At 72.6% G+C, this 17,485-nt stretch carries 15 protein-coding genes and 1 tRNA gene; 9 read left to right on the forward strand and 7 right to left on the reverse strand.

The window, feature by feature from the left end:
- Positions 1–94 precede the first annotated feature (94 nt).
- A complete protein-coding gene (locus DI272_RS22335) occupies positions 95–409 on the reverse strand; it encodes a hypothetical protein (protein ID WP_109497067.1) in 315 nt (104 codons plus the stop codon).
- Between the two features lie 348 nt (positions 410–757).
- On the opposite strand from DI272_RS22335, the gene DI272_RS22340 reads away from it, so the two are divergent.
- Positions 758–1,654 (forward strand): bifunctional DNA primase/polymerase, encoded by an 897-nt coding sequence (locus DI272_RS22340; RefSeq protein WP_109497068.1) that lies wholly within the window; start codon positions 758–760, stop codon positions 1,652–1,654.
- Between the two features lie 218 nt (positions 1,655–1,872).
- A complete protein-coding gene (locus DI272_RS22345; protein WP_258314630.1) occupies positions 1,873–2,334 on the forward strand; it encodes a hypothetical protein in 462 nt (153 codons plus the stop codon).
- Between the two features lie 53 nt (positions 2,335–2,387).
- Here the strand turns inward: DI272_RS22345 and DI272_RS22350 are convergent.
- Together DI272_RS22350 and DI272_RS22355 are read right to left on the reverse strand one after the other, a co-directional pair.
- A tRNA-Ser gene (locus DI272_RS22350) sits at positions 2,388–2,474 on the reverse strand.
- Positions 2,475–2,564: 90 nt separating this feature from the next.
- Positions 2,565–4,160 (reverse strand): S1C family serine protease, encoded by a 1,596-nt coding sequence (locus DI272_RS22355; RefSeq protein WP_109497070.1) that lies wholly within the window; start codon positions 4,158–4,160, stop codon positions 2,565–2,567.
- A gap of 294 nt (positions 4,161–4,454) precedes the next feature.
- On the opposite strand from DI272_RS22355, the gene DI272_RS22360 reads away from it, so the two are divergent.
- The 3 genes from DI272_RS22360 (at position 4,455) to DI272_RS22370 (ending at position 7,160) form a co-directional block, all read left to right on the forward strand.
- Positions 4,455–5,264, forward strand: a complete 810-nt coding sequence (locus DI272_RS22360) for a glycerophosphodiester phosphodiesterase (protein WP_109497071.1) — start codon at positions 4,455–4,457, stop codon at positions 5,262–5,264.
- Between the two features lie 173 nt (positions 5,265–5,437).
- Complete coding sequence (locus DI272_RS22365) at positions 5,438–6,076, forward strand: ATP-binding protein (protein WP_109497072.1); 639 nt, start codon at positions 5,438–5,440, stop codon at positions 6,074–6,076.
- A 118-nt stretch (positions 6,077–6,194) separates the two neighbouring features.
- On the forward strand, positions 6,195–7,160 hold the full coding sequence (locus DI272_RS22370; protein WP_109497073.1) for a DUF5926 family protein: 966 nt from the start codon (positions 6,195–6,197) through the stop codon (positions 7,158–7,160).
- 254 nt (positions 7,161–7,414) lie between these two features.
- Here the strand turns inward: DI272_RS22370 and DI272_RS22375 are convergent, their stop codons facing one another.
- Positions 7,415–7,996: a hypothetical protein gene (locus tag DI272_RS22375; RefSeq protein WP_109497074.1), complete on the reverse strand. Its 582-nt coding sequence runs from the start codon at positions 7,994–7,996 to the stop codon at positions 7,415–7,417.
- A 57-nt stretch (positions 7,997–8,053) separates the two neighbouring features.
- Entirely contained in the window at positions 8,054–8,719 is a 666-nt protein-coding gene (locus DI272_RS22380) for a bifunctional DNA primase/polymerase (RefSeq protein ID WP_109497075.1), read from the reverse strand.
- 492 nt (positions 8,720–9,211) lie between these two features.
- Between DI272_RS22380 and DI272_RS22385 the strand changes: the two genes are divergently transcribed.
- From DI272_RS22385 to DI272_RS22400, 4 genes are all read left to right on the forward strand, one after another.
- On the forward strand, positions 9,212–10,723 hold the full coding sequence (locus DI272_RS22385) for a PP2C family protein-serine/threonine phosphatase (protein ID WP_181387280.1): 1,512 nt from the start codon (positions 9,212–9,214) through the stop codon (positions 10,721–10,723).
- A 109-nt stretch (positions 10,724–10,832) separates the two neighbouring features.
- The gene (locus DI272_RS22390; protein ID WP_181387281.1) at positions 10,833–12,329 is read left to right on the forward strand and encodes an aminopeptidase P family protein; all 1,497 of its coding nucleotides are present in this window, start codon (positions 10,833–10,835) and stop codon (positions 12,327–12,329) included.
- A gap of 112 nt (positions 12,330–12,441) precedes the next feature.
- Positions 12,442–13,794, forward strand: coding sequence for a PLP-dependent aminotransferase family protein (locus DI272_RS22395; protein WP_258314631.1), 1,353 nt, complete (start codon positions 12,442–12,444; stop codon positions 13,792–13,794).
- A gap of 175 nt (positions 13,795–13,969) precedes the next feature.
- A complete protein-coding gene (locus DI272_RS22400) occupies positions 13,970–15,388 on the forward strand; it encodes an MFS transporter (protein ID WP_109497079.1) in 1,419 nt (472 codons plus the stop codon).
- A gap of 268 nt (positions 15,389–15,656) precedes the next feature.
- Here the strand turns inward: DI272_RS22400 and DI272_RS22405 are convergent, their stop codons facing one another.
- Together DI272_RS22405 and DI272_RS22410 are read right to left on the reverse strand one after the other, a co-directional pair.
- On the reverse strand, positions 15,657–16,496 hold the full coding sequence (locus DI272_RS22405; protein ID WP_109497080.1) for a triphosphoribosyl-dephospho-CoA synthase: 840 nt from the start codon (positions 16,494–16,496) through the stop codon (positions 15,657–15,659).
- 9 nt (positions 16,497–16,505) lie between these two features.
- Positions 16,506–17,453 (reverse strand): intradiol ring-cleavage dioxygenase, encoded by a 948-nt coding sequence (locus tag DI272_RS22410; RefSeq protein ID WP_181387282.1) that lies wholly within the window; start codon positions 17,451–17,453, stop codon positions 16,506–16,508.
- Between the last annotated feature and the right edge of the window lie 32 nt (positions 17,454–17,485).

The following is a 17,485-nucleotide window of genomic DNA, read 5'->3' on the forward strand; positions in this document are numbered from 1 at the left end:
CGCCGCGCAGACGTCTCACCACCCCACGGAGCACACCACGAAGAGGTCGGCCGGCCCCCACCGGCCGCCCCTTCCCTCAGCTCACCTCCTCAACTCACCACCACAGCGGGGTGAAGTTGATGGACGTGTTGTCGTTGCCCTGATTGATGGCCGTGAACGCGGAGCCGTTGACCTGGGCGGTGTTGCTCTGGTTCGAGGCGCCGGAGCCGACCGCGTTCTGCTGCGTGGTGGACGAGTTGCCGTTGTTGGTGCCGCCGACCCCACTGCCGACGATGCTCGCGACACCCGCGTTCGATCCGTCGTCCGCGAAGCCACCGTTGTCCGCCGTCGCGACGCCGGTGAACAGAGCCGCGGCGAGCGGGAGGGCGGAGACAGCGGCGATGACGCGGGCGGTACGGATGCTTGCCATGTTCTTCCTCCAGAACCCGGCCTCTTGAGCCGGAAGTACGTCAAGTAAGTCTGTTACCAGGGCAGTTGGCCGACCGCCTCGGTGTCGTTCACGACGTCGCGAGATCAGAGTTGCCCACCGAATCCCCGGCGAACCAGTCCGGATGCGGCTATTCCCCCTGAAGCGTGAGGACAAGTCGATAAACCCCTTTCGCGATCTACGGCGTCAGACTGGCCCTGGCAGGACATCTCCACCCCAAGCGCCGCAAGAGGTGAAGCGTTCCGGCGGTTTTCCGGCCAATCCGCCCCGCCCGGCGAGTCGCCCCCGAACTCCCTTCCCTTTTTCGAACACCCGTACGAAAATAGAACCATGGCCACCACAGACCGGCAGGCCACGACGCTGGCCCTCGCACACGCCCTGTCAGCCGCCGAACGCGGACTGGCCGTCATCCCCCTGTCCAGGACCAAGCTCCCGGCGCTCCGCTCCCCGCACCGCGACGACACCGAGGCCCCCGGAGCCCCCGAGGCCGTGCCGGGCCCGCCCTGCCACGGCGAGTGCGGCCGCCTCGGGCACGGGGTCTACGACGCCTCCACCGACCCGGCCCGCATCCGCGAACTGTTCGCCGCGGCCCCCTGGGCGACCGGCTACGGCATCGCGTGCGGCCTCCCGCCCCACCACCTGATCGGCATCGACCTCGACACCAAGTCCGGTACGGACTCCTCCGCGGCCCTGCGCGAGCTGGCGCTGCGTCACCTCTTCACGATCCCGGCCACGGTGGTCGTGCTGACCCCGAGCGGCGGCCGCCATCTGTGGCTGAGCGGCCCGCCGGACGTCGTCGTCCCCAACTCGGCCGGGCGGCTGGCGCCCGGCATCGACATCCGCGGCGCCGGCGGCTATCTGGTCGGCCCCGGCTCCCGCACCGACCAGGGCGTGTACACGACGGCCCCCGGCACGGCCCGCCTCGCCCCCGCGGCCTGCCCTCCCGCCCTCCTGCGCCTCCTGCTCCCGCCGCCCCGCACCACCCGCCACCCCACGCCCGCCGCGACCGGCGACCACGGGCAGGGCCTGGTCCAGTTCGTGCTCGCCGCGCACGAGGGCCAGCGCAACACCCGCCTGTTCTGGGCGGCCTGCCGCGCCTACGAGGACGGCATCGGCCCCGCCTTGGTGGACCCTCTCGTCGAGGCGGCCCTCAACACCGGCCTCTCCGAACGCGAGGCCCGCGCCACGATCGCATCGGCGGCGCGCATGACGGGGCACCGCCCATGAGGACGGAACGGGTGACGGGACACCGGCCATGAGGAGGGAACGCGTGACGGGACACCGGCCGTGAGGACAGGACGCCTGACAGGGCACCGGCCACGACGGGACACCGACCGTGAGAACAAAAGGCGTGACGGAGCACCGTCCGTGAGGACCGATGCCCCGGCACCACAGCACGCACCACCCCCGGGAGCACGATGCGCCACCGTCCCAGAGTGCCGACCATGGCCCTGGCACGCCTCACCCTCGCCTCGGGCCGCAGTGTCGTCCTGTCCGAGCTGCGGCTGTCCTCGACGTACGGCGATCTGCCGGAGGGCTATCCCTGCGGGCCCGGCAACGAGGTGAGGATCCAGGGCCTGCTGCGGTCGGCCGCCCGCGACTTCCCGTCCGCCCCGGTCCATCTCGTGCCGCCCCCGCGTGAGTATCCCGACCAGTACGCGGGCGCGTACGGCCCCGTCGAGATCCTCCCGTCCGTGGCCTGCGTCGGCGCCTTCCGCTCCACGGCCCTCGACCCGGCGCACGACCCGGTCCTGTACCACTCCCGTCTCACCGTCGTCTGGTTCCAGCCCACGGCCGACGTGCCGTCCGGCTGCGACGCGGAGCGGGCCCTGCGGGACGTGGACTGGGACGAGCTGGCCCGGGACCACGAGCTGCGCCCTGACGCCCCGCCCGGCGGCCCGCTCTGACGACAGCGAACGGCCCCTGACCGCAGTACGTGGTCAGGGGCCGTCGATCAACGCGGTGGGTGTGGGATTTGAACCCACGGTGACATCGCTGCCACGACGGTTTTCAAGACCGTTCCCTTAGGCCGCTCGGGCAACCCACCCCGCGCCGACCGTCGACCGGGCGGCGCGGGGACAAGAGTAACCGGTGCCCACGCGCGCGTGGGGTCAGCGGTGCGCCCGCGCGCGTGGGGTCAGCTGTCGCCCTCGCGGGAGCCCAGGGTGAGCTCCACGGTGTTGGTCTTGCCGCCCCGCTCGTAGGTGACGGTGACCTTGTCGCCGGGCTGGTGGGTCCAGATCTCGCCGATGAGGGTGGGGCCGGAGTCGATCACCGTGTCGTCGAGCTTGGTGATCACGTCGCCGGGCTTCAGGCCCGCCTTGTCGGCCGGGCCGCCGGACTCGACGGCGTCGGAGCCGCTGGCGCCCTGCTCGGTGATCTTCGCGCCGCCCGTGGAGTCCTCCAGGGAGACCGAGGCGCCGATCTTGGCGTAGACCGGCTTGCCGGTCTTGATGAGCTGCTGGGCCACGTACTTGGCCTGGTTGATCGGGATGGCGAAGCCGAGGCCGATCGAGCCGGACTGGCTGCCGCCGCCGAGGCCGCCGCTGCTGGTCGACTGGATCGCCGAGTTGATGCCGATCACGTTGCCCTGGGCGTCCAGCAGCGGGCCGCCGGAGTTGCCCGGGTTGATCGAGGCGTCGGTCTGGAGGGCGCTCATGTAGGAGGCGTTGGAGCCGGTGCCGTCGCTCGACGCCACCGGGCGGTTCTTGGCACTGATGATGCCCGTGGTGACCGTGTTGGACAGGCCGAAGGGGGCGCCGATCGCGATCGTGGAGTCGCCCACCGCCACCTTGTCCGAGTCGCCGAGCGTCAGCGGCTTCAGGTCGCCCGGCGCGTTCTTGAGCTTGATCACCGCCACGTCGTAGCCCTGCGCGTGGCCGACGACCTCGGCGTCGTACTTCTTGCCGTTCGGGAAGGTCGCGGTCAGCTTGCCGCCGTCCACCGCGTCCGCCACCACGTGGTTGTTGGTGAGGATGTGGCCCTCGCGGTCGAAGACGAAGCCGGTGCCGGTGCCGCCCTCGCCGCTGCTGGACTCGGCCTCGATGGTCACCGTGCTGGGCAGGGCCGCGGCGGCCACGCTCGCGACCGTGCCCGCGGCGCGCTTGACGTCTCCGCCGCTGTCGGAGGCCGAGACGGTCGTCGAGGAGGTGTTGTCGTCGTTCTTGGCCAGGGTGTAGCCGAGGCCGCCGCCCAGGCCGCCGGCGACCAGCGCCGCGATCAGGACGGCCGCCATCAGGCCACCGCGCCCGCGGCCGGACTTGGGGGCGGGCTGCTGGTAAGAGGCGCCCCAGCCGCCGGCACCCGCGCCACCCGCACCGCTGTCGGCGTACGTCGGGGTCGCGGGCGGCGGGGGCGGCCAGGCGGCGTCCGGGGCCTGGGGGGCGTGGCCCGGGGCGCCGTAGCCGGGCGCCTGATGAGCCGGGGCGCCCTGGCCGGGAGCCTGACCCGGGGTGCCCTCACCCGGCGAGCCCTGCGACCCCTGGGAACCCTGAACGCCCCCCGCGCCGTGCGCGGCCGCCGAGGCATAGGCCGGCGCCTGGCCCGCGTGGACCAGTTCCTGCTCCGGTGCGCCGGGGGCGTGCGGGGGCGTCGTGGGGAGCGGGGTCGTCGGGGCGCCGCTGTCGGGCGCGGTCGCCTGCGGGGAGGCCGGGGAGGCTGCGGGGGAATCCACCGGCACGGGAGGTGCGGACGGGGCCGGGGGTACCGCAGTGCCCTCGTTCTCGGTGCTCACAGCTTCTCTCCTCGATCCACGGCTGTTGTCCTCGGTCGCACTCGGTCACGCTCGCTCGGTCACGTTCGATCACGTTCGCCGACGGTCCGGCGCGATGCAGCTGTGCATGTGCTTTTGTATGCCGTCAGCTTTTCCCACCGGGCGTCAGAGCACCATAAGCGGTGGCTGTGGGTCCACGACCATCCTTTATATGGGACTTTATGGACGAAGCGGTCGCATCTCGACGCTTCCTCCCCGTCCTGTCATCGACCACCTCGTGCGACGCGTACCCCGCCGCGATGGCACCATGACGCGGTGACCCACGCACGGCAGCACAGCATTCAGGTCGTCGCCCACCGCGGAGCCTCCGAAGAGGCTCCCGAGCACACTCTGGCCGCGTACAGGAAGGCGATCGAGGACGGCGCCGACGCCCTTGAGTGCGATGTGCGCCTGACGGCCGACGGCCATCTCGTCTGCGTCCACGACCGACGCGTCAACCGTACGTCCAACGGACGCGGGGCGGTCTCCGCCCTGGAGCTGGCCGAGCTGGCCGCCCTGGACTTCGGCTCCTGGAAGAACCGGGACGAGGAGCCCGACTGGGAGCACCGCCCCGAGGACCGCGAGGACACTTCCGTACTCACTCTGGAGCGGCTCCTCGAACTCGTCGCGGACGCGGGGCGGCGGGTGGAGCTGGCCATCGAGACCAAGCACCCCACACGGTGGGCGGGCCAGGTGGAGGAGCGGCTCCTGGTGCTGCTGAAGCGGTTCGGCCTGGACGCGCCCGCCGCGGCCGCCGACTCCCCGGTACGGATCATGAGCTTCTCGGCGCGCTCGCTGGCACGCGTGCGTGCCGCCTCGCCGGCGCTGCCGACGGTCTACCTGATGCAGTTCGTCTCGCCCCGGCTGAGGGACGGCCGGCTTCCGGCGGGCGTGCGGATCGCGGGCCCCTCGATCCGGATCGTGCGCAATCACCCGGGGTACATCGAGCGCCTCAAGCGTGCCGGCCACCAGGTGCACGTGTGGACGGTGAACGAAACCGAGGACGTCGACCTCTGCGCCGAGCTCGGCATCGACGCCATCATCACGAACCGGCCGCGCGCGGTCCTGCACCGACTGGGCCGCTGACCGGTTCGCCGCGGGTCGGCCGTCTGACGGTGAGTCACTGGTAAAGACCTGTGAAGAAACCTTGACCCCACGAGTCGACTGAAGCATCTTCGGTCTCGGCCAAATCGTCGAAATCCGGCCACACGATTACAGGGAGTGCTCCGGCGCGTTCGTTCCGTATTCGATCGTTACGAATGCGTCAGCGGACCCGCACTGGCCGGTTTCCGGTACAGGCCAATGGGGCATCCACACCGTGGCGTGGGGCAAAGGAGGTCTCGGGGGTGGCGTTGGTGGTGGCACAGGAGGTGCCCACGTCGTCGAGCATGGCCGTACCCCATGGCCCTGCGGGCGTGGGGGAAGCAAGACACCGGATGCGTTCTCAGCTGCGCAGGGGCGGTGTGTCGGAAGCGGTCATCGACGATGCCGTACTGATTCTTTCCGAACTCTTGAGCAACGCGTGCAAGCACGGCCGTCCTCTGGGCGACGCCCTGGCCGGGGACGGCGACGTCCGCGCCGCGTGGCGCGTGGAGCCGAGCGGCAGACTCACGGTCGAGGTGACGGACGGCGGCGGGCCCACCCGCCCTGCTCCGGCCACGCCCTCGGTCACCGCCCACGGCGGCCGCGGGCTGAACATCATCACCGCGCTCTCCGACGACTGGGGCGTACGGGACGACGCCCGCGGCGAGGTCACGGTGTGGGTCGTCGTGCACGGCGACGTTCATGATCCGGACGCCGGTCACCGCCGGGACGACTTCGCTACGCGCGTCACGGCACCCTCGGTGTCGACGATCGCCGACCTGGACTTCGCGGACGCCTTCACCGACCTGGACTGAGGCACCGTCCGCAGGACGCCCGGCACATCGGGCACGTTGTCCACAGGCTCCCGTCGCACATGGCGTGAACGGCTAGGCTCCCGCCGTACGAGACGAGCCGTAACCGGGAGACCCCACGATGGCCAAGAAGCGACCCCAGACGAAGGCCCAGCGCCCTCAGATCGCCGACGGGGAGGTCCCGGTCGTCGGTGCCCGCGAACCCTGCCCCTGCGGCAGCGGCCGCCGCTACAAGGCGTGCCACGGCCGGGCCGCCGCGCACGCGGTGACCGAGCTGGTGCAGCGCCCGTTCGAGGGTCTGCCCGGCGAGGGCGACTGGGTGGCCCTGCGCGAGCTGGTCCCGGCCGCCACGGCCGAGCTGCCCCTGAAGGGCGGCCTCCCCGAGGGCGTCCCGTCGGTCACGCTGGCCACCGTGCTGCCGATGGCGTGGCCGGCGCTGCGCCGCGACGACGGCTCGGTGCTCCTCGGCCTGCAGAACGACACGGCGTCGGGCGACATCAGCCGCGACCTCGCCGACACCCTGCAGCGCGCCCTCACCGCCGAGCCGGGCACCCCCGTCCAGGGCCGCCGCGCGCCCGCCGACGGTCCGCGGCTGCAGGATCTGCTCGACCCCGAAGGCGCGTTCGAGCCAGTCGTGCACGAGGGCTTCGAGTTCTGGGTACCGGACGCGGAGAACGCCACCCCGGAGGTGACCGCCTCCCTGGAGCGGGCCAACGCCGCGGCCATCCCGACGGTCAAGCTCCAGGGTGTGGACGCCGCGTACTGGTGCGAGACGCCGGAGAAGAACCACCTGCGCTGGGTCATGCCGTACGGCGAGGAGCAGCTTCTGGACGCCCTCGCGCGGCTGCACGCGGCCGGGAGGTCGAGCCTCGGCGAAGGCACCCGGCTGGTGGGCTCCTTCCGCGCCCACGGCCTCACCGTGCCGGTCTGGGACCTGCCGAGCGGGGTCTCGGCGGAGGACGTGGAGAAGCCGGCGGCCGAGTTCGCCGAGCGGCTCACCGCCGCGCTGGCCTCGGACGCACCACTCACCGCGGACGAGCGCCGCGCGCGCGGCGGCCTGACCAACCGACAGGTCACGCTCAGCTGACACACAGGTTCGAGACGGGGTTCGGCTGACTGGTCGGTCAGCCCGAACCGGTCCCGGCGGTCCGCCGGAGCGGATCACAACTGACGCCCGCCGCAAGTGAGTCGGTGTCCGGAAAGCCGACGAACTTACGAGATCGAATTTGCGAACAGCCGATCTCTTGTTACCGTTCGAGTAGCCCGGTTGCTGGTGCATCCCCCGTCGCCAGCAACCGGGTCTTTGTATGCCCGCTTCCGTTTACGGAAGGCTGACGCCTGTCAACTGCCGTTAGGCGCCGGAGAGTTGCTTCCGCTTCGCAGCAGCAGCGGCCCGCTCCCGGCCTCGCCCGCGAACTCCGCGACCGCGGTGTAGGCGTCCGGGCCGCCCCGGGTCCGCTCCCTGGGCGTCTCACAGGTCCCCGGTTCGTCCCCCGCCCCCACGGCACATCGCATCTGCACCGTCCGGTCGCCCGGGCCCATCAGAGTCAGCACGGAGTCCAGCGCGCCGCCGGTGACATTGCGGTAGTAGGTACGCGCCCAGGTCTCCTCGCCCTGCGTCAGGACACAGGTCTGTGCCTCGATGCCGTCCGGGGAGGTGAGTTCGGGGCCGCAGCGCGCCGCGGTGGCCAGGCCGAGGCCGAGCAGGAAGGGGGAGCGGGAGGGAGCGGCGGAGGGCGCCGCGGCATCGGCCCCGGCACGCTCGGGCACGGACGCCTTGGCGTCGTCGCGTCCGGCGGGCTGTACGGCCGTACGTGCGACCTCGCGTACGTCGTCCCCCACCTGCCCCGCGGACGCCACGGCCAGCGGCAGCGCGACCGCGCATGCCACGACGCCCGAGAGGGCGAGGAGACGAAGGTTCATGGAAGGGGACGATAACGACCGGGCGCGCACGGCTGGTTCCGTGCGCGCCCGACACCCCTACAACTCGGGCGCGCTCACACCCGTACGAGTGAGGGCGTCGACGACCGCGTCGACCACGGCCTCGACATCCGGCACCCACGGGGAGGCCGAGCCGGGCAGCGGGGCGCGCTCCCAGCGGATGGCGCCGTGGCCCGTCTCGGACGGGGGCAGGGCGATGTAGCCGCCCTCGCCGTGGAACCGGAGGGAGCCGGGGACGAAGTCCTTGGCGTACAGCAGTTCGCCCAACTGCTCCATGGAGTACGGCTTGACGAGGATCGCCCAGCGGTGCTGCGAGGCGATCACCGGGCCGAGGCGCATGCCCTGGCGGTCGAGGGCGGTGAGCGCCCGGGAGGCCGCGAGAGCGGGCAGTGAGACCGCGCAGGGCGCCTTGCCGCCGGTGGCCAGGACGATCGGCGCGGCGGGCCGGTTGGCCCACCACCAGCGCACCATGCGCCCGTCGGTGGTGGCCGCGAGGAGGCCGGGATCGAAGGGGTGCGCCCCGGGCACCGTGCACTCGGGGTCGGGGCACGAGCAGCGGGCCCGGCCTTGCGGGTCCGGCGCCGCGCCCGGGAGTACGGGCCACTGCCATTCCGTCGCGAAGGTCAGGGCCGCGCTGATCAACTCAGGCGCCCCGTCGTTCCGCTTGGACAGGAGCCTGCGTGCCTTTCCGAGGATCTCGCGCATGAGCGCTCGTTCCTTTCCGTTGCACCGCTGGCAACACCGTGGGCCACATCACACCATGTGTCGATCACTGCACTGTGCGTACCTGTTGGCGCATCACACCCTTGTCGTGGACAAGGGGAACCCCTATGGGCCGGACGTCGGCTGCGTCGGCGGCAGCCGGGCCCACACTGCATCTATCAAAAGCATGGGCGTGGCGTGGGGGTGGCGAAGTCTGGCGTTTGCCGTCCCGCGTGTTTCTCTTCGCCTCCGCCACGGGAGGATGGGGCTCGGTCGTCGGTGGCTAAGACGCCCGGGTCCGTCACCAGGTTCCGGGTGGTTGTCAACCACCCCTGGCCTTCTCCGAGTACGTACCCATCACGACCGCTGTGACGCTCTGTGGAGCAAGGCCAGTCGACCGCAATAGGGCGTTACCTGAGTCAGTTTCAAGCCAACTTCGCTTTTCGGCAAGGGGTGCACCGGTGACCCACGGACACCAGGAAACCCGGCAGGACAATGCTGGACATCCCCTCACGAGTGCGTGTACATGTGGAGACACCGCTAGCGGCGCAGAATGACATGGGGGTTTGCGATGCTTTTGAGCAATACGCACCGGTCGGAAAGCCGGACGCCATGAACGCCCCTCACCCTCCGAAAGTGGCCGGAATCGATTCAACGGTTCCCTCGCCCGCACACACTGTCGCGCCCGCGCCCGTAGCCCCGGACACCCCTCCGGCCCCGCCACCGGGCGCTCCCGGTGCCCTGCTCCAGGACCGGCTCGCAGGCTGGGTGTCCGACCTCACGACCCTCCACGAGCTCACGGAACGGCTGGCCCGCACGGACGCACTCGCGGACGCACTGACCGAACTGCTGCGCGCCGGAGCCGCCCTGGTGGGCGCCCGGCGCGGTCTCGTCGTACTGGAACCCGGCGACGGCCTGGGCCCCGCCACCACGATCGGCCTCGGCCTCGCCCGCGCCGACCTCGGCCACATCGAGACCGTCCCGCGCAGCGCCATGGCCTACGGCCGCATCCTCGACGGACTCCCCGACGGCGACGGCGAGATCGCCGAGCCCGACCTCTTCGCCGAGGACGGCCTCGACCCCCGCCACCGCGAGGTGGCCGCCCGCCTCGGCTACGCCGCCAGCTACGCACTGCCTCTGGCGTCCGACGGAGCGGGCCGGCTGGGCGCGGCCGTATGGCTGTACGACGAGCCGGCCGAGCCCGTCGAGCGCCAGCGCCACCTCGTCGGCCTGTACGCCCGCTACGCCACCGAACACCTCGCGCGCCTCGTCGAGGTCGAGCGCACGCGCGCGTGCATGGCGACGATGGCCGAGGAGCTGCTGCCGTCCCGGCTCCCCCGCGTCGCCGGCGTCCAGCTCGCCGCCCGGCACCGCACCGGCCCGCACGGCGGCGGCGACTGGTACGACGCGCTGCCGCTGCCCGACGCCGCGCTCGGCCTCGCGGTCGGCTCGGTCACCGGCTCCGGCCCCAGCGCGGTCGCCGCGATGGGCCGGCTGAGAGCCTCGCTGCGGGCGTACGCCGTCATGGAGGGCGAGGACCCGGTCGCGGTCCTGTCCGACCTGGAGCTGCTGCTGCGCCTGACCGAGCCCGCCCGCTCCGCCACCGCCCTGTTCGCCTACTGCGAGCCCGCGCTGCGCAAGATCACGCTGGCCGGCGCCGGGCACTGCCCGCCGCTGCTGGTCGGCGAGCGGCGCACCGAGTTCGTGGAGACGTCCGTGTCGGCGCCGCTCGGCATGCTCGCCTGCTGGGAGGCGCCCAGCGTGGAGCTCCAGGCCGAAGCCGGAGAGACGGTTCTGCTCTACACCGACGGACTGCTGCACCGCACCGGCGACGCCACCGACCGCGCCTTCGCCCGCCTGCACGCGGCCGCCGCCGGCGTACCGAGGGCGCTGCGGCACGACCCGGACGCGATCGCCGACCACGTGCTGCGCACGGTGCTGCCGGACGGGCTGGACGCGGCGGACTCCGACGAGGACGTCGTGCTGCTCGCGGCCCGCTTCGAGTAGCGCTGCGGGCCGCGCCGCGAGCGGTTGTCGGCGTAGCGGCGCGTGTAACGCCGGGCAGCGGTGTGTAACAGGTCTTCCGGCCCTGGGCCCCCTTCCGTACGACCGTACGATGGAGGGGGTCCAGTGCCGTATCGAGGAGGATGACGTGGCCGACGAGCTCAACCCGGAGACCCCGGAGACTGAGTCGGAAGAGCCCATCGAGCAGCGGAAGAACGGCCTGTACCCGGGCGTCTCCGACGAGCTCGCCGAGAACATGAAGTCCGGCTGGGCCGACACCGAGCTGCACGACCTGGAGCCGATCGCCCAGGCCGCCGAGACTGCGGCCCGCCGTGCGGCTCTCTCCGCGCGTTTCCCGGGCGAGCGGCTGGTGATCCCCGCGGGCAACCTGAAGACGCGTTCCAACGACACCGAGTACGCCTTCCGGGCCTCCGTGGAGTACGCCTACCTCACCGGCAACCAGACCGAGGACGGCGTCCTCGTCCTGGAGCCGGTCGCCGACGGCCACCAGGCGACGATCTACCTGCTGCCGCGCTCCGACCGCGAGAACGGCGAGTTCTGGCTCTCCGGCCAGGGCGAGCTGTGGGTGGGCCGCCGGCACTCCCTGACCGAGGCGGAGAAGCTGTACGGCATCCCGGCCTCCGACGTCCGCGAGCTGGCCGACCGGCTGCGGGAGGCGACCGGCCCGGTCCGCGTCGTACGCGGCTACGACGCCGGCATCGAGGCCGCCCTGACCGACAAGGTCACCGCCGAGCGCGACGAGGAGCTGCGGGTCTTCCTGTCCGAGGCGCGGCTGGTCAAGGACGAGTTCGAGATCGGCGAGCTGCAGAAGGCCGTCGACTCCACCGTGCGCGGCTTCGAGGACGTCGTGAAGGTCCTCGACAAGGCCGAGGCGACCTCCGAGCGCTACATCGAGGGCACGTTCTTCCTCCGCGCGCGGGTCGAGGGCAACGACGTCGGCTACGGCACCATCGCCGCGGCCGGTCCGCACGCCTGCACGCTGCACTGGGTGCGCAACGACGGCCCGGTCCGCTCCGGGGACCTGCTGCTGCTGGACGCGGGCGTCGAGACGCACACGTACTACACCGCCGACGTCACGCGCACGCTGCCGGTCAACGGCCGCTACAGCGAGATCCAGAAGAAGATCTACGACGCCGTGTACGACGCCCAGGAAGCCGGCATCGCGGCCGTGCAGCCGGGCGCCAAGTACCGCGACTTCCACGACGCCGCGCAGCGCGTGCTGACCGAGCGGCTCGTCGAGTGGGGGCTTGTCGAGGGGCCCGTGGAGCGGGTCCTGGAGCTCGGCCTCCAGCGGCGCTGGACGCTGCACGGGACCGGGCACATGCTCGGCATGGACGTCCACGACTGCGCCGCCGCGCGCGTGGAGACGTATGTGGACGGGGTCCTGGAGCCCGGCATGGTGCTGACCGTCGAGCCCGGACTGTACTTCCAGGCCGACGACCTGACCGTGCCCGAGGAGTACCGGGGTATCGGTGTGCGGATCGAGGACGACATCCTGGTGACCTCTGAAGGCAACCGGAACATGTCTGACGGGCTGCCTCGGCGGTCCGACGAGGTCGAGAGCTGGATGGCTGCTCTCAAGGGCTGACGTCGGGATGAGGGCCGGGTACCTGTGGGGTACCCGGCCCTTCGTTGCGGTGTGCGGGTGTGGGGGGCTTGTCGCGCAGTTCCCCCGCGCCCCTGGAGGCAGGGGGAACGGTGTGGACCTGCATATTGAGCTGCTCGCTGCTGAAGGGCGGCGGTCCGGGCTGGAACGGGCTCTTCGGGATGCCGTGCGGGACGGACGGCTCGCCCCTGGGGCACGGCTGCCCGCCACCCGGCGGCTGGCCGAGGAACTCGGCGTTTCCCGGGGCACCGTCAAGGCTGCCTACGACCAGCTGGTCGCCGAGGGCTATCTGAACGCTCGGCAGGGATCGGGGACAGAGGTCGCCTCACTGGCGTCCGCCGATGTCGCACCGTCCTCCGTCGCCTCACGCGCGCGTGCGCCCCGTTTCGATCTGCGGCCCGGCAGTCCGGATGTCGGGGCCTTCCCGGCCGCCGCCTGGTTGCGGGCGCTGCGGCGGGCCATCGCGACGGCGCCGTCATTGGCGTACGACTACGGCGACCCGCGCGGGCGCATCGAGCTGCGGACCGCGCTGTCGGGGTACCTGGGACGGGCGCGCGGGGTCCTCGCGCCGCCGGAGCGGATCGTGATCATCTCGGGGTACGTCCAAGGGCTCGCGCTCCTCACGCGCGTGCTGGACGGAGCCGAGATCGCCATGGAGGATCCCGGGCTGGCCTTCCACCGGGACGTGGTGCGCAGGGGCGGCGGCCGGGTCGTGCCGGTGCGGGTCGACGAGAAGGGTGCCTGTGCGGAGGAGCTGGGGGACTCGCGGGCGGTCGTGCTGACGCCGGCGCACCAGTATCCGACCGGGGTCACGCTGCATCCCTCGCGACGGCGGGCGGTCACCGACTGGGCACGCGCGCGTGGCGGACTGATCGTCGAGGACGACTACGACGGGGAGTTCCGGTACGACCGGCAGCCCGTCGGGGCGCTCCAGGGCATGGCTCCCGCGCACGTGGTCTACCTGGGCACGGCGTCGAAGACCCTGGGGCCGGCGCTGCGGCTCGGGTGGATGGTGCTGCCGGCGCACCTCGTCGACGCGGTCGCCGACGCCAAGCTGCACAGCGATCACCACACCGAGACCATCGGGCAGTTGGCGCTCGCCGAGCTGATCGACAGCCATGCCTACGACCGCCATGTGCGGGCCTCCCGGCTGCGGTACCGGAGGCGTCGGGACCAGTTGGTGCACCGGCTCGGGGCGCGGCGGGCGGTGCGCGGGATCGCGGCCGGGCTGCACGCGCTGGTCGAGGTCGCCGACGAGGAGGAGGCCCTGGCGCGGGCCGAGGCGGCGGGGCTCGCGGTGGGATGCCTCGGCGACCACTGGCATGCGGCGGACGGCGGCGACGGGCGGGCACAGGGGCTGGTCGTGGGGTACGGGACGCCTCGGGAGCGGGTTTATCCGGAGGCGCTGGAGGCGCTCGGACAGGTGCTCGACGGGTTGGCCCGGTGAACGGGGCGGGGGGAAGGCCGGTGATCGGGACAGGGGGCCGGTGAGGAGGCCGGTGATCGGGACAGAGGGCCGGTGAGGAGGCCGGTGATCGGGACAGAGGGCCGGTGATTGGGCCACTGAGAAGGCCGGTGATTGGGCCTGTTTGTCGGTCCAGTCGGCTTCTAAGGTCGTGCGTATGACGAACTCGCTCGTCCCGCCTCGGGGTCCGCAACGCGTCCTCGCCGTGGCTCAGTTGACCAACGCCGTCGGTGACGGCGCCTTCCTCGTGACCTCGGCGCTCTACTTCACGTACGTCGTCGGTCTCGCCCCCGCGCGAGTGGGTCTCGGGCTGACCCTGGCGTGGGCCGTCGGGGCGGCGGCGGGGGTGCCGCTGGGCAAGCTCGCGGACCGGCGCGGGGCGCGCGGGACGGCGGTGCTGCTGGCGGTGGTGGCGGGGCTCGCGGTCGCGGCGTTCCTTTTCGTACGCGGGTTCGTGCCGTTCGTCGTGGCTGCGTGCGTCTACGCCGCCGCGCAGTCGGGGCTGGCCGCGGCCCGGCAGACGCTGCTGGCGGGGCTGGTGTCCGCCGGCGAGCGGACCGGGCTGCTGGCGCATCTGCAGTCGGCGTTCAACGCCGGTCTGGCGGTGGGGGCCGGTCTGGGCGGGCTGGCGCTCCAGGCCGGGACGCGGGCGGCGTATCTCGGGGTGTTCGCGCTGGACGTGGCGAGCTTCGCGGTGTGCGCGGGGGTGCTGCTGCGGCTGCCTTCGGCGGCGCCCGGCGCCGGGGGGCGTGGCGGACGGAAGGACAACGGCGGCGGTGCCGTGGGCGAGCGGCGGGGCCGTGAGCGGCACGACGGGGGCGGTGTCCTGGGGGACCGGCGGGACCGTGCGCGGATCGACAGCCGTGGCGTCCTGCGTGACCGGCGCTATGTCGCCGTGGCGGTGCTCAACACCGTTCTGCTGCTGCGGATGCCGCTGCTGAGCCTCGCGCTGCCGCTCTGGATCGCCGAGCGGACCGACGCCCCGGCCTGGCTGGTCTCCGCGCTGTTCGTGCTCAACACCGGGGCCGTGATGCTGTTCCAGGTGCGGATGGCGCGCGGGGTCACCGGGCTCTCCTCGGCCACGCGCGCGGTGCGGCGGTCGGGGTGGGTGATGCTCGCGGCGTGCGCGGTGTTCGCGCTGTCGGCGGGGGCGCCGGCGTGGGTGGCCGCCGGGGTGCTGGTCGCCGGAGCCGTGCTTCAGGTCGTCGCGGAGATGGGGCAGTCCGCCGGGGCCTGGCAGCTCTCCTTCGACCTGGCGCCGGCCGACCGGGTCGGCGAGTACCAGGGCTTCTTCGGCACCGGTGTGACGGTGGCGCGGACCCTGGGGCCGCTGGTGCTGACGACGCTGCTGCTCGGGTGGGGCACGGCTGGCTGGCTGGTCCTGGGAGGGGCGACGCTCGTGGCGTCGTACGCCATGGGTCCGATGGCGCGCCGCGGGGGCGCCGCCGCCGGGCCGGACATGGAGTCGGAGGTGAAGTCGGCCGTGCAGTCGGGCGGGAAGGCGGCTATGCAGTCGGACGTGAACGCGGACGGCGAGCCTGACGCCGAGCCCCGGTCAGCCGCGCTGGTCGGCTGACCGGCCCGCCCTCACGCTCCCCCGCTCGCGGGGAGACCGACAGAAGACCGACCACGCGCGCGGGGCGACCGGCGCAAGGCCAGCCGCAGTCGGGCCCGACCCGCACGGGACCGAATCCGCTCGCAGCCCACCCTCCGCAGGACCGACCCCACTCACAGTCCACCCCCCGCAAGACCGACCCCTCCCGCTCGCAGCCCACCCTTCGCAAGACCGGCCCCGCTCACAGCCTGACCCGCGCAAGACCCCGGCCTCGCTCGTGTGGGGAGTGTCAAGCTGCCCGGGTCGGTGAGCTCGTCCGTGTCGGCAGTGAGTCCAGGAACAGTGCCCCGGCCAGCAGCCCCGCGCTGCCGCGGGGGCTCCACGCGCGTGTGTGCAGGTCCGCGTCGAAGGCGGCGAGGGCCGCCGCGCCCGCCGCCGTGGATGTGCCGCCCGCTTCCAGGACCTCCCGGGCGCCCGCCTGCACGTGGCGGAGGCCGAGCGGGCCCGCGGTGTAGAGGAGTTCGGTGTCCTGGAGGGTGGACATCACGCTGAGCAGGGCGTCCAGGCGGGCCTCCGCCTCCGTGGCGCCGGCCTTACGGGCGGCGGCCAGCGCGTCCAACGCCCGCCGTACGTGCGGGAATCCGGCCCGGGCCTCGCCGCGCGCCCCGGCCGCCCCGTACTTCGCCGACACCGACGAACCGCGCGACGGCCGCCGCGGGGCCCGCTTGTCGGGGTGCCGGGCGATGCTCTTGGCGGTCGCGGCGACGTCCCAGCCCTTCCCTCCCGGGTTCAGGGCGGCCGCGGCGACCAGCAGGCCGAGGGCCCACAGGGCGCCCCGGTGGCCGCCGCCGGCGAGGCCCACCGAGTGCTCGGTGCAGCGGCCGATCGCCCCGAGTTCCGTGCGGAGCCCAGGAGTCGGCTCGCCGGTGCGACGGGCCGCGGCGGCCATGGCCGCGAGGCCGGGTACGAGTGCCTTCGCCGACCAGCGCAGGGCGCGGTGGTCCAGGCGGGTGGTGCGGGCGTCCAGGTCGCGCGGGTCGGGCAGACCGGGCTTGGGGGCCAGGGCCAGCTGCCCGGTCAGCGCGGTCACGGCGGCCTGCGCCAGCGCTTCGTCCTCGCGGCTGCTCATGGCCGTACCTTACGAGGACGCCGAGGCCGAGGCAGTGGCACTTTCGGACGGAGCACCGGACGGCGGTTCGCCCGTCGGGGCGCCGCTCGGGGGCGTGCCGCCCTCGCCGCCGGCGCCGCTGCCCGCGCCGGTGTTCTCGGCGTCGGGGTCGATGCCGAGGGTGAGGAAGCCCTTGTACCCCTTGGACGGGTCGGCCTTCTTGACCGCCTTGAGGGTGAGCAGGCCGCTGGAGGCGCCGCCGCCGTCGTACACCATGTCGTTGTCGAGGGTGGTGTAGCTGCCGGAGTGCTGGGAGTAGGGCTCCAGGGTGAAGATCTCCTGGGCGATGCCGTCGTCGAAGAAGAACTGGCCGGTGTAGTTGACCTTGCCGCCCTCGTAGGTGCCGTCCTCCTTCTCGCCGCCGGTGTGGACCTTGACGTGGATGTGGCAGGTGCGCGGGGTGTACCAACCCGGGAAGATCGTCTCGAACTTGACGACTCCGTTGGCGTTGGCGATCTGGTAGCCGCGCAGGTAGGTCTGGTCGTTCGCGGTCGAGCCGTCCTCGCTCTCGGCGGGGGCCGAGCCGCCGGGGTTGGCGGTGGTGTAGCCGGAGTAGTAGCCCCAGGCGTCGCAGTGCCAGATCTCCACGGCCGCGCCGGGGACCGGGGTGCAGCCGTCGGTGGCGTCGACGACGGTGAGGCGCAGGGTGAGCGGGACGCCGCTCTTGCCCTCGGTGATGTCCTTCCTGACCAGGGCGCCGTCCAGGTAGTACGGGCCTTCGGTGACGCTCGTCATGAGCGTCATGCAGGCGCTGCTGCTCGTGGCCGACGCGGTGGCGGTCGCGTCGGCGGTGGCCTCGGTGTCGGCGAACGCCGACTGGTAGCCGGCGACGGCGAGGCCGCCCGCGGCGACCGTGCCGCCGGTCACGGCGAGGGCGCGGCGCCGGGTGATCGACTTGTCCTTGTGGTTTCCCGTCATGGTCGGGAAGTTAGGGACGCCGCCCGTCAGGG

This window comes from Streptomyces sp. Act143, from assembly GCF_003143935.1.
GTDB lineage: Bacteria > Actinomycetota > Actinomycetes > Streptomycetales > Streptomycetaceae > Streptomyces.